The sequence below is a fragment of the Candidatus Omnitrophota bacterium genome (genome assembly GCA_030695905.1).
In the GTDB taxonomy this organism is placed as follows: Bacteria; Omnitrophota; Gorgyraeia; order 2-01-FULL-45-10; family 2-01-FULL-45-10; genus CAZHPY01.
In genome coordinates, this window is sequence record JAUYOL010000042.1 from 1 (window position 1) to 17207 (window position 17207).

Here is a 17207-nt window from a genome sequence, read left to right on the forward strand (position 1 = left end):
GCCGTGTCATCGATTATGATATCGCCATCTTGTAGTATAAAAGAATTGAGAAGCTGTTCCTTCGTAAATAATCCGTTTATGGAGATATGTATCTCTCTGTGTCCGTCCGGATAGATCGTTACAACTAAATTCCCCATAGTGTCGCAAAAAGAAGTGTCGGCTCCTGCCGCACGCTGATTCTGGCCATAGTTCGCGCTTAATATATCTACCTCTGTATCATACACCGCGCCATCACCGTCCATGTCCCCTTCAAGGTATGACTTGCCTGTCATGCCGTAGTATGCGCTTAAAAAATCAACGTCTACGTCACTAACGACTCCGTCTAAATTAATATCGGCTAAGAGAAGGGGTTTATAATAATGAGGGTTACTCTGCTCCTGACTGGCGGCGCCTGCCCAGGCTATCTGTTCAAATAAAAAAATCCCGGCTATTAAAGCTGAGATTACTTTGAATGCTACATTAAATTTTTTTGGTAATACCATGGCATACCCTCCTTAATAACTATTAAAGAAGAGCGTACCATTGATTTATCTATTTGTCAAGAATAATTTGATTTTTAATCAAAAACCATTTATACCCACCCGGTGGGTAAAACGGTTATACGTTGAAACGTATGGTGAGGATGTCGGCGTCTTCTACTATATAATCCTTGCCCTTCAGGTAGAATTTGCCCTGGGATTTTAATGTGTCTTCGCTGCCTGACGCCTTGATGTCATTAAACTTAATGACCTCCGCCCTGATAAAGCCTTTCTGCAGATCCGAATGTATAGCTCCCGCGGCCTCGGGAGCGGCAGAGCCGGCCTTAACGGTCCACTGGCGGACTTCATCAGACCCGACTGTAAAAAATGATATGAGATTGAGCGTCTTAAGCAGGAGCGTGGTCAATATATTTATCGCGGGCTCGGTTATGCCTATATCTGAAAGAAATGCATCCTTCTCTTCTTCTGATTCGAGCGCTTCTATCTCGGCCTCGACTTTGGCGGATACCTGCATTATATTCGGACCTTCGACTTGAGGTTTTTCTTTAAGCTGGCTCTCTCCCACATTAAGCGCAATTATAATATCTTTGCGCGTCAGCAGTGGATAGCTCGACAGCGCCTTCTTTTCATCCGCGCTAAGCTCAAGCGTCCTCAAGGGCAATTCTTTATCAAGGTGGGCCTTCAGCTTAATGAGTATATCTCTTTCCTTAACAGAAGCTTCTTCCTTGGTTTGCTTTACCTTCTTATCGAGCCGTTCAAACCTCTTTTCTATAAATATCAGGTCGTGGAGCAATAACTCCGAATTCACCATATCGATATCGCGCTTCGGATCGACAGAGCCGTTTACATGGTATATAGAATCATCTTTGAAGGCCCTGACGACATGGCACAGGGCGTCGACCTCGGCTATATCCTCGAATATACCGCCCTGCGCTATAGCGTCCTTCTCTATCTTAGGCAGTAGCTCAATTTCAATCCTTGCCCTGACATTTTTCTTAGGAGTGTAAATCCCAACGAGAAAGTCGAACCGGCTGTCGCGTATCTCGGCAACACCGTGTACAGGCTTGCCAGACGCGACTTCATTCTCCGAGGGCTTGTGCCCTGTGAGTAATTCGAATAAAGCCTTCTTCCCAACCTGCGGTAACCCGATTATTCCTATCTTCATCTGTTATGCCTTTTGTTTTTGTATTATGGATAACTCCAACCCCAAAACATCTAAAACTTTTTTTAGCGTACTTAAGGATATATTAAGGTATCCGTTTTCCAGAAAAGAGACAAACTGCTGGGACATATCCGCGGATTGCGCGAATTCTTTCTGGCTCAGCTGTCTTTTCTGCCGGGCGGCCCTTATTATACTACCGATCACCTTCGCCTCTTCGGAAACAGGCTTGCGCTTCTCTTTTAACTCACTCTTGTCAACATCCTGCGAAAGAACATCATAGACCTCGTCCCAAAAAATTATCCTTTTATTATTCCAGCTGTCTTTACGCATTTTTCTTTTTATCTTTCTCCAATTTTTGAGAAAGGTTATCTTATCCATATATATATCAAAAACCTCTCTTGGTTTTCCCGCGCGCGAAAGTACCAAGGACGCAAATTCGGGAAATCTCGGGTCCGAATCGTTATTTAATATAGCCTGCGCTTCTTTTTTTGTTGTCTTTCTGTCCCAGAAAATATCGGCAGTCATATTATTCGAATTCCTTCCTCACCATCTGTTCTATTTCCCGCTTGAAATGATTGTCCATATCCTTGAAGGATATATTTTTATCTGTCACTATATCCAGTACGCCCATCTGCATAGAACTCCTGCTATATGTCCTATACCATACCGATAGACTTTCTCTCTGTGGATAAGAACAGTGTTCAAGCGCAAATTTCGATAACGGCATGAAAGTTGTTGAAAGAAAGTACAGATCAAAAAAATCTCTGGCCTCCTGCCTGCCGCCTTTAAATATTTCTCGCCCTATTACATCAACCGCTTTGTCGCTGCCGCAGGCGGCCAATATTTTTCTTATGTAGATATCCTCTATAGAAAGGACTGGAGTGCCATCTATTATTTTAACCGGCTTAAGAAGATCATATACATCTTCCACAAAATCTATTTTCAAGGTTTCATCTTTGTTTACATATAAATAATAGATCATCATCTGCACAAACTCTTTTTTTTCCTGAGTCTTAATTAATTCTATCTTCCGGCCGGTCGCTTTTGCCAGATCCGAAACAATCGCCTCTATTTTAAGGCGGGAAAATTTTTTGGTGAATATATCCAGATCGTAAGACTCCCTGTGATGAAAATAAAATACAGATAAGGCTGTGCCGCCGGCTAAATACAGGCCGTCTATTTTGCCCGCTAATGCCTTTAACGCCTTGTTGCGCTCAATAATAACTTTTCCCGTAGTGTCTTCCATAACACATAAAGTATACATGATAAACTAAATATTGTCAAGTATGATATTTATTTTATCATGTAAATATAGGCCCATAACAGCCTATAAGTTGCAAATTGACAGGGCTATGTTAAGCATGCTACAATACGGACATGATCAAAATCGGCAACGCAAACATAAAGACAAATATAATCTTAGCGCCTCTATCGGGATGCACGGATCTTCACTTTAGATTAATAGCGCGTGAACATGGCGCGGGCTTCTGTTTCTTCGAGATGTCAGATTCGAACTCACTGACACATAACCGCCGACAGTCATTTTCTATACTCGAAACCGAAAAAAAGGACTCGCCTATTGCAGGACAGTTGCTGGGATCGGATCCCTCGCACATGCTGGATGCCGCGGGTAGGATCCTGGACAGAGTGAAGCTATCGTTTCTTGATATAAACTGCGCGTGCCCTGTCAAAAAAGTCATAAAAAAGAAGGCGGGCGCGCACCTGTTGCGCGACACGCCTCAATTATACGCCATATTGAAAAAACTCATCCCTAACCTGCCGCTGCCTATAACGATAAAAGTGCGCATAGGTTATGATAAAAAGGACCCGCGGCAATTAGCCAATATGGTAAAACAATGCGAAGATATAGGGGTGGCCGCCATATTTGCCCACGGCAGATTGGCTAATCAGGGCTACGCCGGCGATGTGGATTATTCTATGATAAAAAATATAAAAGAAGCGGTGCGTATTCCCGTCATTGGCTCGGGCAATATATTCTCGCCGGAGCTTGCCAAGAAGATGCTCGACGAAACGGCCTGTGACGGTGTGCTGGTAGCGCGCGGGGCGCTCGGAAATCCATGGATATTCAAACAGATAGACGATTACCTAAAACACGGCAAGTTGCACAAAATGGTTTCACTGGAAGAGAAAAAGAAAGTCTTGAAAAAACACCTTTCATACGTGGATAAATACAGGGATATGAGTAATAACGGGAAAACGGGATTTATGAAAAAAATCGCTATCTGGTATCTGAAAGGCGTCCCTGGAGCTCCCCGCCTGCGCGAGAAGATAACATCGGCTAAAAACTACGAAGAGATCCTTGCTACAATATCTTCAGTAAATTAAGTCCTGTCTCCGGATCTATATCCTTTGTCGCCTTAACGCCCTTTATCTCAAAGACTATCGCTTCGACTACAAAAAATACTTTAGAATCTTTACGCACACAGCCGGTAAGGGTATTGTTCTTCTTTCCCATCGAAGTGTGAATATGTATCTGCGGGCCCTTCTTATTAGTAAATATCGTGCCTATGCCCATCACTTCCCAGCCGTCTTTGAATTTTTTCCAATTAGGTTCCGGAGGGATCACGGGTTTCTTGGGGCCGGTAACGATATGGCCTTCTTTAAGCGCGCCCAAAAAGATCAGTGTAGCGCATTTCAGCTTCTCGTGCCTGGCGAATTTATCTATCTCTTTTAAGACAATATCATCGTTATCGAACTTTAATAAGAATATCCTGCCTACACTGCCTTTGGAATAACGCATACTTACCCTGCCTCCGCTTCTATCCTGTCTATAAGCATCTTGGTCTGTTTTAATATATCCGAGGGCAATACTTTTGTCACTTCTATCTCTGTCTTAAGCGACCTCAATGTGGTCAAGAGCCGTCTTATAGTCGCTTCTCTCTTCTTTTTGCGGGCCTCTTCCGGCTCAAGCTCTTCGCGCTGCTTTATAAGCGCTGTCAGGTCTTTTTTGACTTCCCTTCCATCCCTGCCTTTTTCCAGGATGTCTTTCCTGAATCTTTTATAGTCATCTTCATCCAGCAGCTGCTTCTTCTTGGCCATGCGAAGCACATCTACAGACTCATAGCTCGGCACTTCGGCGGCGTCTTTTGTATTCACATAGTCTTTATTAATGAGATGCGGCTCTTCTTTTTCGAGGAAATAATACGTCTTCAGAAGCTTCAGCGCGGTATTCTTTCTTATGCCTATCTCCTTGGAGGTATAAGCGTCGAACGTGAGAAAGCCCCAATCCTTGAAAAGCTTGTCCTTCCACACGCTGTAGAGCGCCTGGCCAAGGCCTATCCACGATGTCTTGAAACTCTTCGCGTTCTGCAGGATCTGGAATCTTAGGGATTCCGTATCCATGCCCGTCATCTTCTCTTCTATCGCCTCAAGCGATTTTGTCTTAAATCTATTCATCTTACCGATCCTTTCAATTTGAAGTCAAAATTATACCGCACATGCGTATAATTTTACAGATAAATTTTCTCCGTGCCCCTTATAGGGGGCAGCTTCCCGATTAACTTGGAAAGCGTCTCCGCTTTGGGGCGAAGAAAAAATGTTGACCCTGCCTGTGTGGCGTGATATTCTTGATACGAGGTGACCATATGAAAAAATCGAGTGAATTGGAAAGCGCGGCGATAAAGGATGCGGCGGAATTTATGGCTGTTTCAGCGAGGACAGCGCCGAAGACCCGAGGCATAGACAATATCGAAGTCTTCGCTATAGACGATGATGCCACAAAGAAGAAGGTCATCGAGAAGATGAAAGAAGTCTCGAAAAAAGAGGCCAGGCCCAGCTTCGAGCGCGACGCCAGTTCTATAGAAGCGTCGCCAATTCTGCTGGTCATAGGCGTAAAATCAAACCCCGCGGGACTTAACTGCGGATTCTGCGGATATCCTACATGCGGCCAGCTGCAGAAAACATCCGGCATATGCTCCTACAATTCAATAGATCTGGGGATAGCGGTAGATTCGGCGGTCGCGGCCGCGAGCTCATTTCATGCGGACAATAGAATAATGTATTCGATAGGAAGAGCCTGCCTCGATCTGAAATTATTCTCTCAAACCGTTAAGCAGGCCCTTGGAATACCTTTAAGTGTTACGGGCAAAAATCCATTCTTCGATAGAAAGTAACAGGCCGGCGAAGATTATACTTTATATCTGTTCAGCTCTAAGCTTGCCTTACTAATCTCATCACCCAGCTTCTCTACGGTATTTTCAAGCGTATGATGATCTACAGACTTTGACTGCGCGAGCCTTCTTAAAGCATCCACTGATACCGCCGATTTCGCCAGATGTTCCCTCTCCTGCCTTATGGTAGCCTTTATGCTTTCCGCCACGTTATTTATGCCTTCGGCAAGCGCTACAAGCTCATCATTCTTTCTTAATGTCAGGGGCTCCGAAAGCTCACCGGAAGCCATAGCTTTAAGGAACTTTTCTATTCTGTATATGGGACCCGCTATCTTGTGGGAGGCGTAAATACCTATTATAAATACAAGCGGCGTTATCAAGAGCAAGCTCAAGAGTATCCTGACATTCACCATATTAACTATCGAAATAAGACGGCCCTGCGGATAGACATTTGCCAGTTTATCCCCCAATAAAAGCATAGAGGTATAATACACCACGTATGAACATAATATGCCTGTTAGAAATACCAATATAAGTATGAGCCCTACATACTTTAACTGAAACTTAGCGGCAACAATATACTGCTTTCTTTTGTATCTGGGCGCCATCGGCATAACTATCCTCCTTCTTTACCCCACATAACTATTTCTCTTCTTATAGTTAACCTAATAATACCGTCCTTTGATCTTTTAATAAGCTCTGAAGCTTTTTTGATCGGCATATAGCGCGTGCTCTGGCCGTTTATATATGTTACCAGATCGTTGGGCCTTAAGCCCGCCCCTTGAGCAAAGGAGCCGTTTTTAACGTCCGATATCGTCAATCCATCGAATTGCATTTTAAACTCCGCTCCGATGTCGCCGGCACTTACCTCAACATTGCGCTCTATAGTGCATTTTGTCTCTAAAGACGTCTTTTCAAGAAGGGTTTCCACGACTTCCGGAAGCGAAAGATATCCTACCAGCCTGCCCCATATCGCTATAAGGATATCGCCTGTTTCCATTCCTGCTTCATAGGAGGGAGAACCTATGGCAACACTGCTGATTTTAGTGCCGGATGGATCCGACTTTAATACAATCCCGGCTGTCTTCTTTAATTTTTCAAGACTTTCATTGAACTTCTCTTCTTCGGTCTTTATACTTATGGGCCCCGTTCCTCTTGCTTCAAACTCATTACGGCGGTTCACATCTTCTTCCTTTTTGGCCATATCTTTCTTAAAGAGATATCCCTGCAAAAATACTATACCGTCCTTGGCCGCTTTCGAATCGGGGTTTACCTTGAACGCTTTATCGTAATATACAAAGGCTTTTATCAGGTCGCCTCTGTCTCTTGCCTGCTCCGCCAATTTCACAAGGTTCTGTTCTTCCGTATCAAAATACAACTCTTTAATATCTGGCTTCATCAATGTGCGCTCGCCGTCCACCGTAGACATAAGGACTCTGTCCTTATACTCTTCGATTATTATGCCCTTGATCTCTTTATTATCTTTGGTATAGATTGTGTCGGCGACCGCATAAGTTGCAAACTGTAAGCTGTAAGCTGTAAAAATTATAAACAGAAAAAACATCTTCTTCATTTACACCTCGACCGCTCTTTTTGCCGCGTCACACACCGTCTTCAGCGGCACTTTTTTTAATCTTGCCAATTTGGCACAGTCTTCATATTCCGGCGAAACCGTCAGTATGTCATCCGGTCCGCGGCTTAACTTTACCCTTACCCTGCCATATCCTGTATCGACTTTTACGATCTCTCTATCGAGCTTATACCTGTTCTGCTCATGATATCTCAATCCTATCGATGAGGTCTCTTTGAATATTATTGAACATAGCTTATCGAATATGGAAGGAGCTGATAATACGGTAAGTTTAAACGCGGGACGCGTCTTCTTCATTTGTATTGACGTCGTATAGGCGTCTAAAGCGCCTTCTTTGAATAATTTTTCGAATAGATAATTAAAATGCTGCGGGTTCATATCGTCTATATTTGTCTCTATCACAAATATCCTGTCCTTCTTGAACGCCGCGTGCCTTTCGCCTATCATTATTCTCAACATGTTAGGCAACTCGCTTAATTCCTGGGTTCCCGCGCCGTGGCCTATATGAGACACCTTCATCTGGGGCATCTCGCCGAAATTTTTCACAAGCGTCTTTAAGATCCCCGCTCCGGTAGGCGTAACGAGCTCCGCGTCGATATTTGAAATTTTCGCCGGAACGCCTTTGAGCAATTCCAGGCTCGCCGGCGCGGGCGTCGGCAATACGCCGTGCCTTGTGCTTACAAGAGTCCTGCCGAAATGTACAGGCGATGAATATATCTCTTCGATCTCCATCTTATCAAGAGCTATCGCGGTGCCGACGATATCCACTATCGAATCTACGTCGCCAAGCTCATGAAGAGAGAGATCTTTTTTATCGGAAATACCATGAATCTTAGCTTCAACTCCGCCTATATTATTGAAAATATTCTTGGCAACATCTTTTACATTATGACTTAGAGAGCTTTCGTCTATGATCTTAAGTATTTCACCAAGAGGCCTGTGGGTATGGGCGGACGGACTATCTTTCACCACAACGGTGAATTTTGTCCCGATAAGCCCGCCACGGCGCACCTTGCTCTTTTTGAGTTCATATCCTTTTATTTTGAGCTTCTTAAGTTCTTTTGCCAGAAATTTTATATCAAGGCCGGCGTCTATCAAGGCGCCAAGCACCATATCGCCCGCTATTCCGCTGAAACAATCAAAATAAGCTATCTTTTTCATAGAGTTTAACTATTTATCATCGACGCCATATATCCGGCGCCAAAACCATTATCTATATTAACCACTGCCACACCCGGAGAACATGAATTCATCATTGTGAGCAACGGCGCAAGCCCCGAAAACGACGCGCCATAACCAACGCTTGTAGGCACGGCTATGACAGGCCTCGACACAAGGCCGCTTACGACACTGGCCAGCGCACCTTCCATGCCTGCGATGACGATGATAACATTCGCCTTCTCCAGCGTATCTTTACTATCCAAAAGCCTGTGCACTCCCGCCACTCCCACATCATACAGCATCTGAACTTTATTGCCCATTACTTCAAGGGTGATCCTGGCTTCCTGCGCAACAGGCAAATCACCTGTGCCGGCCGTCACCACTAAAACCGTTCCTTTTTTAAAAGAGCTCTTCTCTTTTACAAAATATATTATCTTCGCTTTTTCGTCAAACTTCGCCCCTGGACAGATCTTCTTTATCCTGGAGAATACTTTCTTATCCGTACGCGTAATGAGTAATGTCCCGTCGTGCGATATGATATTTCCGGCTATCTTGACTATCTGCTCGGGCGTTTTGCCCGAACCGAATATCACTTCGGGAAAACCGCGGCGCAGCCGCCTGTGACAGTCTACCTTGGCGAACCCCAGATCCTTGTAAGGCAGATCTTTCAAAACACCAAGCGCCCTGGCCGACGACATCTCGCCCGACTTAACGCGCTTCAGAAGACTTTTAAGTTTTTGCGACATGGATTTTTAAGATCTCAAAATTATCGCGAGAAGGACCGCGACAACAACGGCCGACAGTATGTAAAAATCGTTGTAGTAGAAAAAGTCCCGCGCCTTTTCCGCTACGGTGTAATCATACTGGCTTATCACAGGCTCTTTGAGCTTAATGTCGTTTTCGAGATCAGTATATGGATGAGTCGGCTTACCCTTGTCGTCCAGTTTTATCTCGACACGGTTCGGATCCTTCTTTTCCACATCGCCTATCTCGGATTTTACGGCGTCTATCTGCTCTTTGCGGAACCTCAAGAAGCTGTCGCCTATCTTATAGGCGGGTATTTCGCCCATATCGACAAGGCGCTTCACCTCTTCCTCGGAGACGCCGAGATAATCCGCGACTTCTTTTATATTCAATAAATGTTCCGGCATATTTTTACTTTATCTTTCCTTGAGCCACCCATTCGTCTATCTTTGAGCGCTCAAACTTCCAGGCATTACCATCTTTGGCGCCCGGAAGCCTGCCTGCATTTGCCCACTCATGGACAAGATTCATATCTATCTCCAAATATTTGGCCAGGTCCTCGGCATTCATAATATTTTCGAGATAATCTTTCGTCTCGGTGAGCATTTTTGAGTTACCGTCGAATATCGCGCCCTGGGCTATGCTTAATAGCGGCGTTCTTATGTCCCCTACTACGCACCCCGGCGCGATGAGCTTCAACTCCTTAAGAGCGGTTATGTTACCGTTCACTTTTCCGGCCACGACTATAGACTCGCCCGTGATGTCGGCATTTACAACGGCCCGTTCGCCGATCATAAGACTGCCCCTGGTATTTAATACGCCTTCGAACCTGCCATTAATTCGAAGGTTGACAGAATCTTTAAAGATGAGAGTGCCCTGCATGGAAGCGTCTACGTCGAGTACCTTTTCGACTTCGTGCCTCTTGTCCTTTTTCATCATCATACAACCACCTCCCTCTCTTTGACTTACTCCGCCTCCCACTTCGCGTGACTGACGCCTTCCAAATGGCTTACATCCCGCATCAGCGCCGCTATGTTATGGGATGTGGAGAGTTTCAATCCTATCTTCAGGACCATCAGCGACCCGTCTTCGGACCGCTCCACTTCAAAATCGGTAATTACAGCGCCATATTCGCCCAATACATCCCTGATCCGTTTTAACTGATCAAAGCCGTCTTTCGACTCTATTACGATCGTCTTGTACCAATCCTTGCGTATCATCGCGTGTTCTAATCTTCCGAATAACATAAGCGTGATTACCGCAAGCGCTGTAGTTAATATCGAACCAAAATAAAGCCCCGACCCTACCGCAAGCCCTATGCCGGTAACGACCCACAGGCTGGCCGCGGTGGTCAACCCTCTCACCGAAGCTTTGTAACGCATTATTGTGCCGGCTCCCAAAAACCCTATGCCCGTAACTACGCCAGCCGCGAGTCTTGCGGGGTCTATCGGAGTCCTTCCGGAATACACATCGAATATGTGCACCGATGTAATCATTATCAGGGTCGTGCCAACGCACAAAAGTATATGAGTCCTAAAACCTGCGGCCCGGCCGTGAAATTCTCTTTCGAAACCTACTATACCGCTTAATATAGCGGCCAAGATAAGACGAAATACTATAGTCCATTCGTTAAGCATTTACTACCTCCAGATTAGGCTGGGCGCTTAAGTAAAGATCGGACCTATGGCCCCTTTTATACAATTCCTCGCCCAACACGCCCACCATAGCCGCATTGTCCATACAATACTCCATCTTTGGAAAATATGTCCTGACCCCGCCGGAGAATTTCGACGCATCCAAAAACTTCTCCCTCAATCTCGAATTTGCAGCTACTCCACCGCCAACTATTATATTTTTCACCTTACAGAGCCTTGCCGCCAAAAACGCTTTCTCAACCAGCGTATCGAGCGCGTTCTCCTGAAAAGCGTAACATATATCATTTATTTCCGAAGGCCCACTATCCCTATTTCTCACGTAATACAAGACCGCTGTCTTTATGCCGCTGAAACTGAAGTCCAGCGAATCTTTCCCTAAAAATGTCCTGGGAAATTTAATACTGCCTTTATTTTTCGCCAGCCGCGCCCTTTTTTCTATCGCGGGCCCGCCCGGATAGCCCAGCTTTAATATCTTCGCGACTTTATCGAACGCCTCACCTGCCGCGTCGTCCTGTGTCTGCCCAAGAAGTTTTTGTTTATAACTTTTATCACAAAGAAACAATGCCGTATGCCCGCCGGATACCACCAGGCCTGCAAATGGAAAATCGGGGATATCTTCGCCGCTCAAAAACGCGCTGTATAGATGCGCAAGCACGTGATTCACGCCAATAAGCGGAACCTTAAGGCTATAGCTTAAGCTTTTTGCTAACGATACGCCTATAAGTAAGGCGCCGACCAACCCCGGCCCATTGGTAACGGCTATCAGTTCCACGTCTTTTAGCTTCTTACGCGAGTCCTTCAGCGCTTTTTCAAGCACCTCCAGTATAAACTCCACATGGAACCTTGACGCTATCTCCGGCACGACACCTCCATACTTCTTATGAAGGTGCACGCTGGATGAAACTATATTTGAAAGAACGGTTCTGCCTGAAGTAACCGAAACGCTCGTCTCATCACATGAGCTTTCTATGCCCAGCGTTAACATTATCTTACCATCTCCGACAGGGGCACAAATTCAATGCCTTCAGCGGACAGTTCCGGCATCATCCTGCTTAATACAGCTACTGTGTTTTTTCTGTCATGACAGACACCTATAGCGCTGCCTTTTCTAAAAGCTAATCTGCGCAGAGAAAGCACTTGCTTCTCTATGTAATCCGGCGATGAATCATTATCAAGAAACATGTCACGCTTTGCGTATGGCACACCGGCATTCTTCGCCGCCTCCATACATACGGATTTGTCGGTAACAAGGCTGTCGAAAAAATACAAATTTCTACTTTTTAAATCAGCTAAGATTACGGACATTGTAGCCTTATCTTCAGTAGCCTTAGAGCCCTGATGATTCGATATTCCTTTTAAACCCGGCACGCTGGCTATATCTTCGCCGAGTATCGAAGATATTTTTTTGTTATCCATGTCGGTCCTGATAGTGCCCAGTTCCTTGGGCGCCGACTTGTCATTCGACTCAAGCGGCAGGTGAAGTATTATTTCGTATTTTTTGGAATGAGCCAGCTGGGCCACGCGGCGCGAATATGGCAGATTCGGCAATATCGACAAAGTTACCGGCTGGCCCGCAGCGAACAAGTTGTCGGTATTGTTCATATTATAGCCAAAATCATCCATTACTATCGCTATCTTTGGATTTGAGAATTTTTTCTGCACTGCGGGCAACGCTTTTTTCTTTGCGGGAACTTTTAAAACGGCCCGCTTCTGCACTATTATCCTCTTTTTGGGCACATACGCGGACTTCCAGTATAAAAACATACCGGCCGCTATTAGAAATATCCCCGCCCCTGCCGCGATAATCAAAATGATCTTCGATTTCATAATTTTAAGATTGCGCCTTGTAAACCTTTATTGCCTTCAAAAGATTCAGCGCCGACTGCAGTTGATTGTCGCGCTCTATTATCTCTTTAGGCTTTCCTGTCTTCCCAACCTTCTTTACATCCTTGTCTTCTTCTATCTTTTCAAATATATCCGTAGGAGATTTTTTCTTATCTTTCAACTCTTCCTGTTCTACGACAACATCGGGTGCAACCCCTTCGTTCATTATGCTCTTGCCGCTTGGCGTATAATAGGACGCTGTCGTAAGCCTCAACGCGGATCCGTCCTTTAACGGTATCACGGTCTGCACCGAGCCCTTGCCGAATGTCTTGGCCCCGAGAAGTATAGCGCGCTTATTATCTCTCAATGCGCCGGCAACTATCTCGGAAGCGCTGGCGGAACCTTCATTGACAAGAACTATTATAGGATACTGCGGATGCTGGGACTGGCCCTTTGATTTAAATATCGTGTTCTGCGACTGATTCTTACTCTTAGTAGAAACTATTGTATGGTCCTTCGGAAGAAATTTCTCCGATATCTCTATCGCGGAATCTAAAAGCCCTCCGGGATTATTTCTCAAGTCCAATATCAGCGCGTCCATACCCTGGCCTTCGAGTTTTTTCAAGTTGTCTTCCAGCTCACGGGCAGCTTTCTGCTGAAATTCGATAAGCCTTATATAGCCTATTTTGTCCTCCAATAAATACGCGTCTTTGACGCTCGTCACGTTTATCACTGCGCGTTTTATCGGGACATCCAGGACCTTCTCTTCTTTTTCCCTCCATATCGTCAGTGTAAGCGAGGTCCCCGGCTCTCCGCGCATCATCTTTACCGCGTCGTTCAATGTTATATTCTTCGTAGTCTTGCCATTTATCCTGACAATCTTATCCTGGGGTTTCAGGCCAGCGCTGTCAGCGGGTGTTCCGGCTATCGGAGTTATTATAGTGATGATGCCGTCTCTTAGGACTATTTCAACTCCTATGCCTCCAAACTCTCCTTTAGTCTCGACAGATATCTCTTTATATTCATCCGGATCAAGAAACGCGCTGAAGTCATCCAGCGAAGAGAGCATCCCTTTCAACGAGCCGTATATCATTTTTTTGGAATCTACTTCTGTGACATAGTCACTGCGGATCGCGCTTATCGCGTCGCTAAACAGCTCTATCTGGCTATAGAGATCGTCTTTGGACTGCGCTTTGCCTGCCTTCTGGGCATCATAACCTCCCATAACCAGGGAAGTTGTTAAAATAAGCGCCAGCGCCAATAAAGGGATCTTCAGTCTTTTTAACATGTCTATTCCCCCAAATGTTCTTTCAGCATTTGATTGACAAGTGCCGGATTTGCCTTGCCCTTAGTCTGTTTCATGACTTGCCCGACAAGATACGTTAACGCGGTCTTTTTGCCGCCCTTGTAGTCATTCACCGACTTCTCGTTGGTGGTGAGCACCTCTTTTATCGCATTCTCCAGGGACCCTTTGTCGCTTATCTGCGACAGGCCTTTCGACCTGACTATATCCTGCGGCATCGACTTGGTCTCGATCATCTCAAGTAAAACATCCTTGGCCATTTTGCCGCTTATCGCCTGGCTATCGATCATCTTTAGCAACTCCACCAAAGCAGCCGGCGCCACGGCCAATTCCGAAATAGATACATTTTTAAGGTTCATCGCTGCCATGATATCCCCTATTATCCAATTGGCAACCGCTTTTTTATTTGCGTAGTTTTTCACACACTCTTCGAAATAATCGGCTATAGAGCTGTCACTGGTAAGCACACCTGCGTCGTACTCTGTCATGCCGTAGGATTCTACAAACCTTTTCGCCCTTGCCTGCGGAAGCTCCGGAAGCGAGTTGCGCATATCTTCGATGACCTTCTTATCTACCACAAATGGGACCAAGTCAGGTTCGGGAAAATATCTGTAATCCTGCGCCTCTTCCTTGGAACGCATCGAGATGGTGACGAGCTTCTGGGCGTCCCACAACCTCGTCTCCTGGAATATTCTTTCTTTAGCTCCCAGCGCGGATGTCTGCCTCTGGACTTCGTATTGCAGCCCCTCTCTTACCCACCTGAAAGAGTTCATATTCTTTATCTCGACCTTTACGCCGAGTTTTTCGTCTTCTTTTTTCTTTAACGATATATTGGCGTCGCAGCGCAGGCTGCCTTTCTCCATATCGCAATCGCTTACTTTAAGATACTGCAATATGGCCTTTAGCGCGGTTAAATAGTCATACGCTTCCTGCGGGGAGCTTATATCCGGCTCGGTAACTATTTCCAGCAGCGGCATTCCGGACCTGTTAAAATCCACGAGGCTGTAATTTGCCTTGGCCGGATGAACAAGCTTGCCCGCGTCTTCTTCAAGATGGACCCTTTTTATCTTTATCCTTTTTCTGGCGCCGCCGGAGTTTATATCGACAAAGCCGTCATACGATAAAGGCATATCATATTGAGATATCTGGAAATTTTTCGGTAGATCCGGATAATAATAGTTTTTTCTGTCGAACTTTATAATATTCTGTATTTTGCAATTAAGCGCGAGAGCTACTTTTATCGCGTAAAAGAAAGCCTTTTCATTTAAGACGGGCAGCGAGCCCGGAAATCCAAGGCATACGGGGCACGTCTGGCTATTCGGCCTCTGGCCAAACTTTGTAGAACATCCGCAAAACGCCTTTGTCTCGGTAGCAAGCTGCAGATGGACCTCCAGCCCTACCACTGTTTCGTATGCCGCGCTCATATCTTTGGCCTCTTGGTATGATAGTCTGTATTCTGCTCAAAAGTATAGGCAACCCTGAATATAGTCTCCTCGTCAAACGGCTTCGCTAAGATGTGAAGCCCTATGGGCAGATTATTTTTTGAAAACCCGCAGGGAATAGATATCGCGGGAAGGCCCGCGAGATTCGCGGATATCGTAAATATGTCAGATAAATACATGCTCAAGGGGTCGTCAGTCTTCTCGCCTATCTTAAAGGCGGGCGTAGGAGATGTCGGAGTTATTATACAGTCACAAATTTTAAACGCGTTATCAAAGTCCTCTTTTATCTTCGTCCTGACCTTCTGGGCTTTTAGATAGTAAGCGTCATAGTAACCGGTTGAAAGACAATAAGTGCCTAAGAGTATCCTTCTCTTTGCCTCATTGCCGAATCCTTCTGACCGGGTCTTTATATACATGTCTATAAGGTCATTCGCGCCTTCGGCTCTTAAACCATACTGGACTCCGTCGAAGCGCGCGAGGTTGGAACTGGCTTCAGCCGGCGCGACGATATAGTATGTGCTTACGGCATACTGGGTATGGGGCAATGATATCTGCACGACTTCTGCGCCCAGGTCCTTTAAAAGATCTATGGATTTCCTTACGCTCGCCTCCACCTCTTTGTCGATACCCTCTATAAAATATTCCTTCGGAACACCTATGCGCAGCCCCTTTACATCTTTTGTTAAAAATTTCGTGTAGTCAGGCACGGGCATGTCGACAGACGTGGAATCCATTTCGTCATATCCGGCTATTACGTTAAGCATAAGCGCGGCGTCCAAAACATCCTTGGTAATGGGGCCTATCTGATCAAGACTGGACGCGAATGCTATCAATCCATATCTCGAAACCCTGCCATATGTGGGCTTGAGCCCTACTACACCGCACAGACTTGCGGGCTGTCTTATAGACCCGCCGGTATCTGACCCAAGCGCCAATATCGTCTCGTCAGCCGCTATCGCGGCGGCGGAGCCTCCGCTCGAACCACCGGGTATTCTTTTAAGATCCCATGGGTTCTTTGTGGCGCCATAACATGAGGTTTCACAGGACGAGCCGAACGCGAATTCATCCATATTGGCTTTGCCTATAAGCACCGCGCCTTCGGACTTAAGTTTTTTTGTGACTGTGGCGTCGTATGGCGGCTTAAAACCTTTTAATATTTTCGAACCGCATGTCATATCTTCGTCCTTAACGCAGATATTATCTTTTACAAGGACTGGTATTCCCGCCAATTTACCGGTTTTGTTCTTAGGATCCGCATTTTTATTCACCAGAACAAACGCTTTGACATCTTTGTCTATACTGTCTATTCTTTCAAATACGGAATTGAGGATATCCGCCGATTTGATACTCTTCTCGGCCAATTCGTGGGCTGTCAGACGAAAGAGGTCGCTCATCTATTTACCCTCTATGACTTGGGGAACCTTAAAAGAATCTCCCTCTTTAGAAGGCGCGTTTTTAAGCGCTTCTTCTGCCTCAAGAGACTTTTTTAATACATCGCTTCTGAAGACATTTTTGAGCGTGGTCAACGGATGGCTTGTAGGGTGGACATTATTAGTATCTATTTCATTTAATTTGCTTATATATGATAATATTGAGGCGAGCTGTTTAGAATAGATATCCAGGTCCTTCTCGTCTAATTTCAGGCGGGAAAGAAGCGCGACATGCAATACGTCTTTTTTATCTATACTCATTTAATGTAAGTCCCTATTATGATAT

At 45.4% G+C, this 17207-nt stretch carries 21 protein-coding genes; 2 read left to right on the forward strand and 19 right to left on the reverse strand.

The window, feature by feature from the left end:
• The 4 genes from Q8R38_07045 to Q8R38_07060 all read right to left on the reverse strand — a co-directional run.
• Positions 1-482, reverse strand: a 482-nt coding sequence (locus Q8R38_07045; GenBank protein MDP3791780.1) for a hypothetical protein, incomplete at its 3' end; no start/stop codon positions are given.
• A gap of 115 nt (positions 483-597) precedes the next feature.
• Positions 598-1644, reverse strand: coding sequence for a redox-regulated ATPase YchF (gene ychF / locus Q8R38_07050; protein MDP3791781.1), 1047 nt, complete (start codon positions 1642-1644; stop codon positions 598-600).
• A 3-nt stretch (positions 1645-1647) separates the two neighbouring features.
• A complete protein-coding gene (locus Q8R38_07055) occupies positions 1648-2166 on the reverse strand; it encodes a helix-turn-helix domain-containing protein (protein ID MDP3791782.1) in 519 nt (172 codons plus the stop codon).
• Between the two features lies 1 nt (position 2167).
• Entirely contained in the window at positions 2168-2887 is a 720-nt protein-coding gene (locus tag Q8R38_07060; GenBank protein ID MDP3791783.1) for a nucleotidyl transferase AbiEii/AbiGii toxin family protein, read from the reverse strand.
• Between the two features lie 131 nt (positions 2888-3018).
• Here Q8R38_07060 and dusB point away from each other — a divergent pair, with 131 nt between their 5' ends.
• Complete coding sequence (gene dusB / locus Q8R38_07065; protein MDP3791784.1) at positions 3019-3987, forward strand: tRNA dihydrouridine synthase DusB; 969 nt, start codon at positions 3019-3021, stop codon at positions 3985-3987.
• Here dusB and Q8R38_07070 read toward each other — a convergent pair.
• Positions 3965-4402 carry a DUF296 domain-containing protein gene (locus Q8R38_07070; protein MDP3791785.1) on the reverse strand — a complete coding sequence of 146 codons (438 nt, stop codon included), beginning with the start codon at positions 4400-4402 and terminating at the stop codon, positions 3965-3967. The two genes, dusB and Q8R38_07070, sit on opposite strands and share 23 nt — an antisense overlap.
• Before the next feature lie 2 nt (positions 4403-4404).
• Positions 4405-5058, reverse strand: coding sequence for a hypothetical protein (locus tag Q8R38_07075; protein ID MDP3791786.1), 654 nt, complete (start codon positions 5056-5058; stop codon positions 4405-4407).
• A 188-nt stretch (positions 5059-5246) separates the two neighbouring features.
• Between Q8R38_07075 and Q8R38_07080 the strand changes: the two genes are divergently transcribed.
• Positions 5247-5774, forward strand: a complete 528-nt coding sequence (locus tag Q8R38_07080; GenBank protein ID MDP3791787.1) for a DUF2148 domain-containing protein — start codon at positions 5247-5249, stop codon at positions 5772-5774.
• A gap of 14 nt (positions 5775-5788) precedes the next feature.
• Here the strand turns inward: Q8R38_07080 and Q8R38_07085 are convergent, their stop codons facing one another.
• From Q8R38_07085 to gatC, 13 genes are read right to left on the reverse strand one after another with little or no spacing between them, the layout of a single operon-like run.
• A complete protein-coding gene (locus tag Q8R38_07085) occupies positions 5789-6385 on the reverse strand; it encodes a methyl-accepting chemotaxis protein (protein MDP3791788.1) in 597 nt (198 codons plus the stop codon).
• Positions 6386-6387: 2 nt separating this feature from the next.
• A complete protein-coding gene (locus tag Q8R38_07090; protein ID MDP3791789.1) occupies positions 6388-7344 on the reverse strand; it encodes a PDZ domain-containing protein in 957 nt (318 codons plus the stop codon).
• Complete coding sequence (gene larC, locus Q8R38_07095) at positions 7345-8523, reverse strand: nickel pincer cofactor biosynthesis protein LarC (GenBank protein ID MDP3791790.1); 1179 nt, start codon at positions 8521-8523, stop codon at positions 7345-7347.
• 5 nt (positions 8524-8528) lie between these two features.
• The gene (larB, locus tag Q8R38_07100) at positions 8529-9269 is read right to left on the reverse strand and encodes a nickel pincer cofactor biosynthesis protein LarB (GenBank protein MDP3791791.1); all 741 of its coding nucleotides are present in this window, start codon (positions 9267-9269) and stop codon (positions 8529-8531) included.
• 6 nt (positions 9270-9275) lie between these two features.
• A complete protein-coding gene (locus Q8R38_07105; protein MDP3791792.1) occupies positions 9276-9674 on the reverse strand; it encodes a helix-turn-helix domain-containing protein in 399 nt (132 codons plus the stop codon).
• A gap of 4 nt (positions 9675-9678) precedes the next feature.
• On the reverse strand, positions 9679-10209 hold the full coding sequence (locus Q8R38_07110) for a polymer-forming cytoskeletal protein (protein ID MDP3791793.1): 531 nt from the start codon (positions 10207-10209) through the stop codon (positions 9679-9681).
• Positions 10210-10232: 23 nt separating this feature from the next.
• Positions 10233-10904: an MgtC/SapB family protein gene (locus Q8R38_07115; protein MDP3791794.1), complete on the reverse strand. Its 672-nt coding sequence runs from the start codon at positions 10902-10904 to the stop codon at positions 10233-10235.
• The gene (gene tsaD / locus Q8R38_07120; protein ID MDP3791795.1) at positions 10897-11907 is read right to left on the reverse strand and encodes a tRNA (adenosine(37)-N6)-threonylcarbamoyltransferase complex transferase subunit TsaD; all 1011 of its coding nucleotides are present in this window, start codon (positions 11905-11907) and stop codon (positions 10897-10899) included. The genes Q8R38_07115 and tsaD overlap by 8 nt, the downstream gene beginning before the upstream one ends.
• Entirely contained in the window at positions 11907-12749 is an 843-nt protein-coding gene (locus tag Q8R38_07125; GenBank protein MDP3791796.1) for a divergent polysaccharide deacetylase family protein, read from the reverse strand. Before Q8R38_07125 ends, tsaD begins: the two co-directional genes overlap by 1 nt.
• Before the next feature lie 4 nt (positions 12750-12753).
• Positions 12754-14034: a S41 family peptidase gene (locus Q8R38_07130; protein ID MDP3791797.1), complete on the reverse strand. Its 1281-nt coding sequence runs from the start codon at positions 14032-14034 to the stop codon at positions 12754-12756.
• Between the two features lie 2 nt (positions 14035-14036).
• Entirely contained in the window at positions 14037-15473 is a 1437-nt protein-coding gene (gene gatB / locus Q8R38_07135) for an Asp-tRNA(Asn)/Glu-tRNA(Gln) amidotransferase subunit GatB (protein MDP3791798.1), read from the reverse strand.
• The gene (gene gatA / locus Q8R38_07140; protein MDP3791799.1) at positions 15470-16885 is read right to left on the reverse strand and encodes an Asp-tRNA(Asn)/Glu-tRNA(Gln) amidotransferase subunit GatA; all 1416 of its coding nucleotides are present in this window, start codon (positions 16883-16885) and stop codon (positions 15470-15472) included. Before gatA ends, gatB begins: the two co-directional genes overlap by 4 nt.
• Positions 16886-17182: an Asp-tRNA(Asn)/Glu-tRNA(Gln) amidotransferase subunit GatC gene (gene gatC / locus Q8R38_07145; protein ID MDP3791800.1), complete on the reverse strand. Its 297-nt coding sequence runs from the start codon at positions 17180-17182 to the stop codon at positions 16886-16888.
• Between the last annotated feature and the right edge of the window lie 25 nt (positions 17183-17207).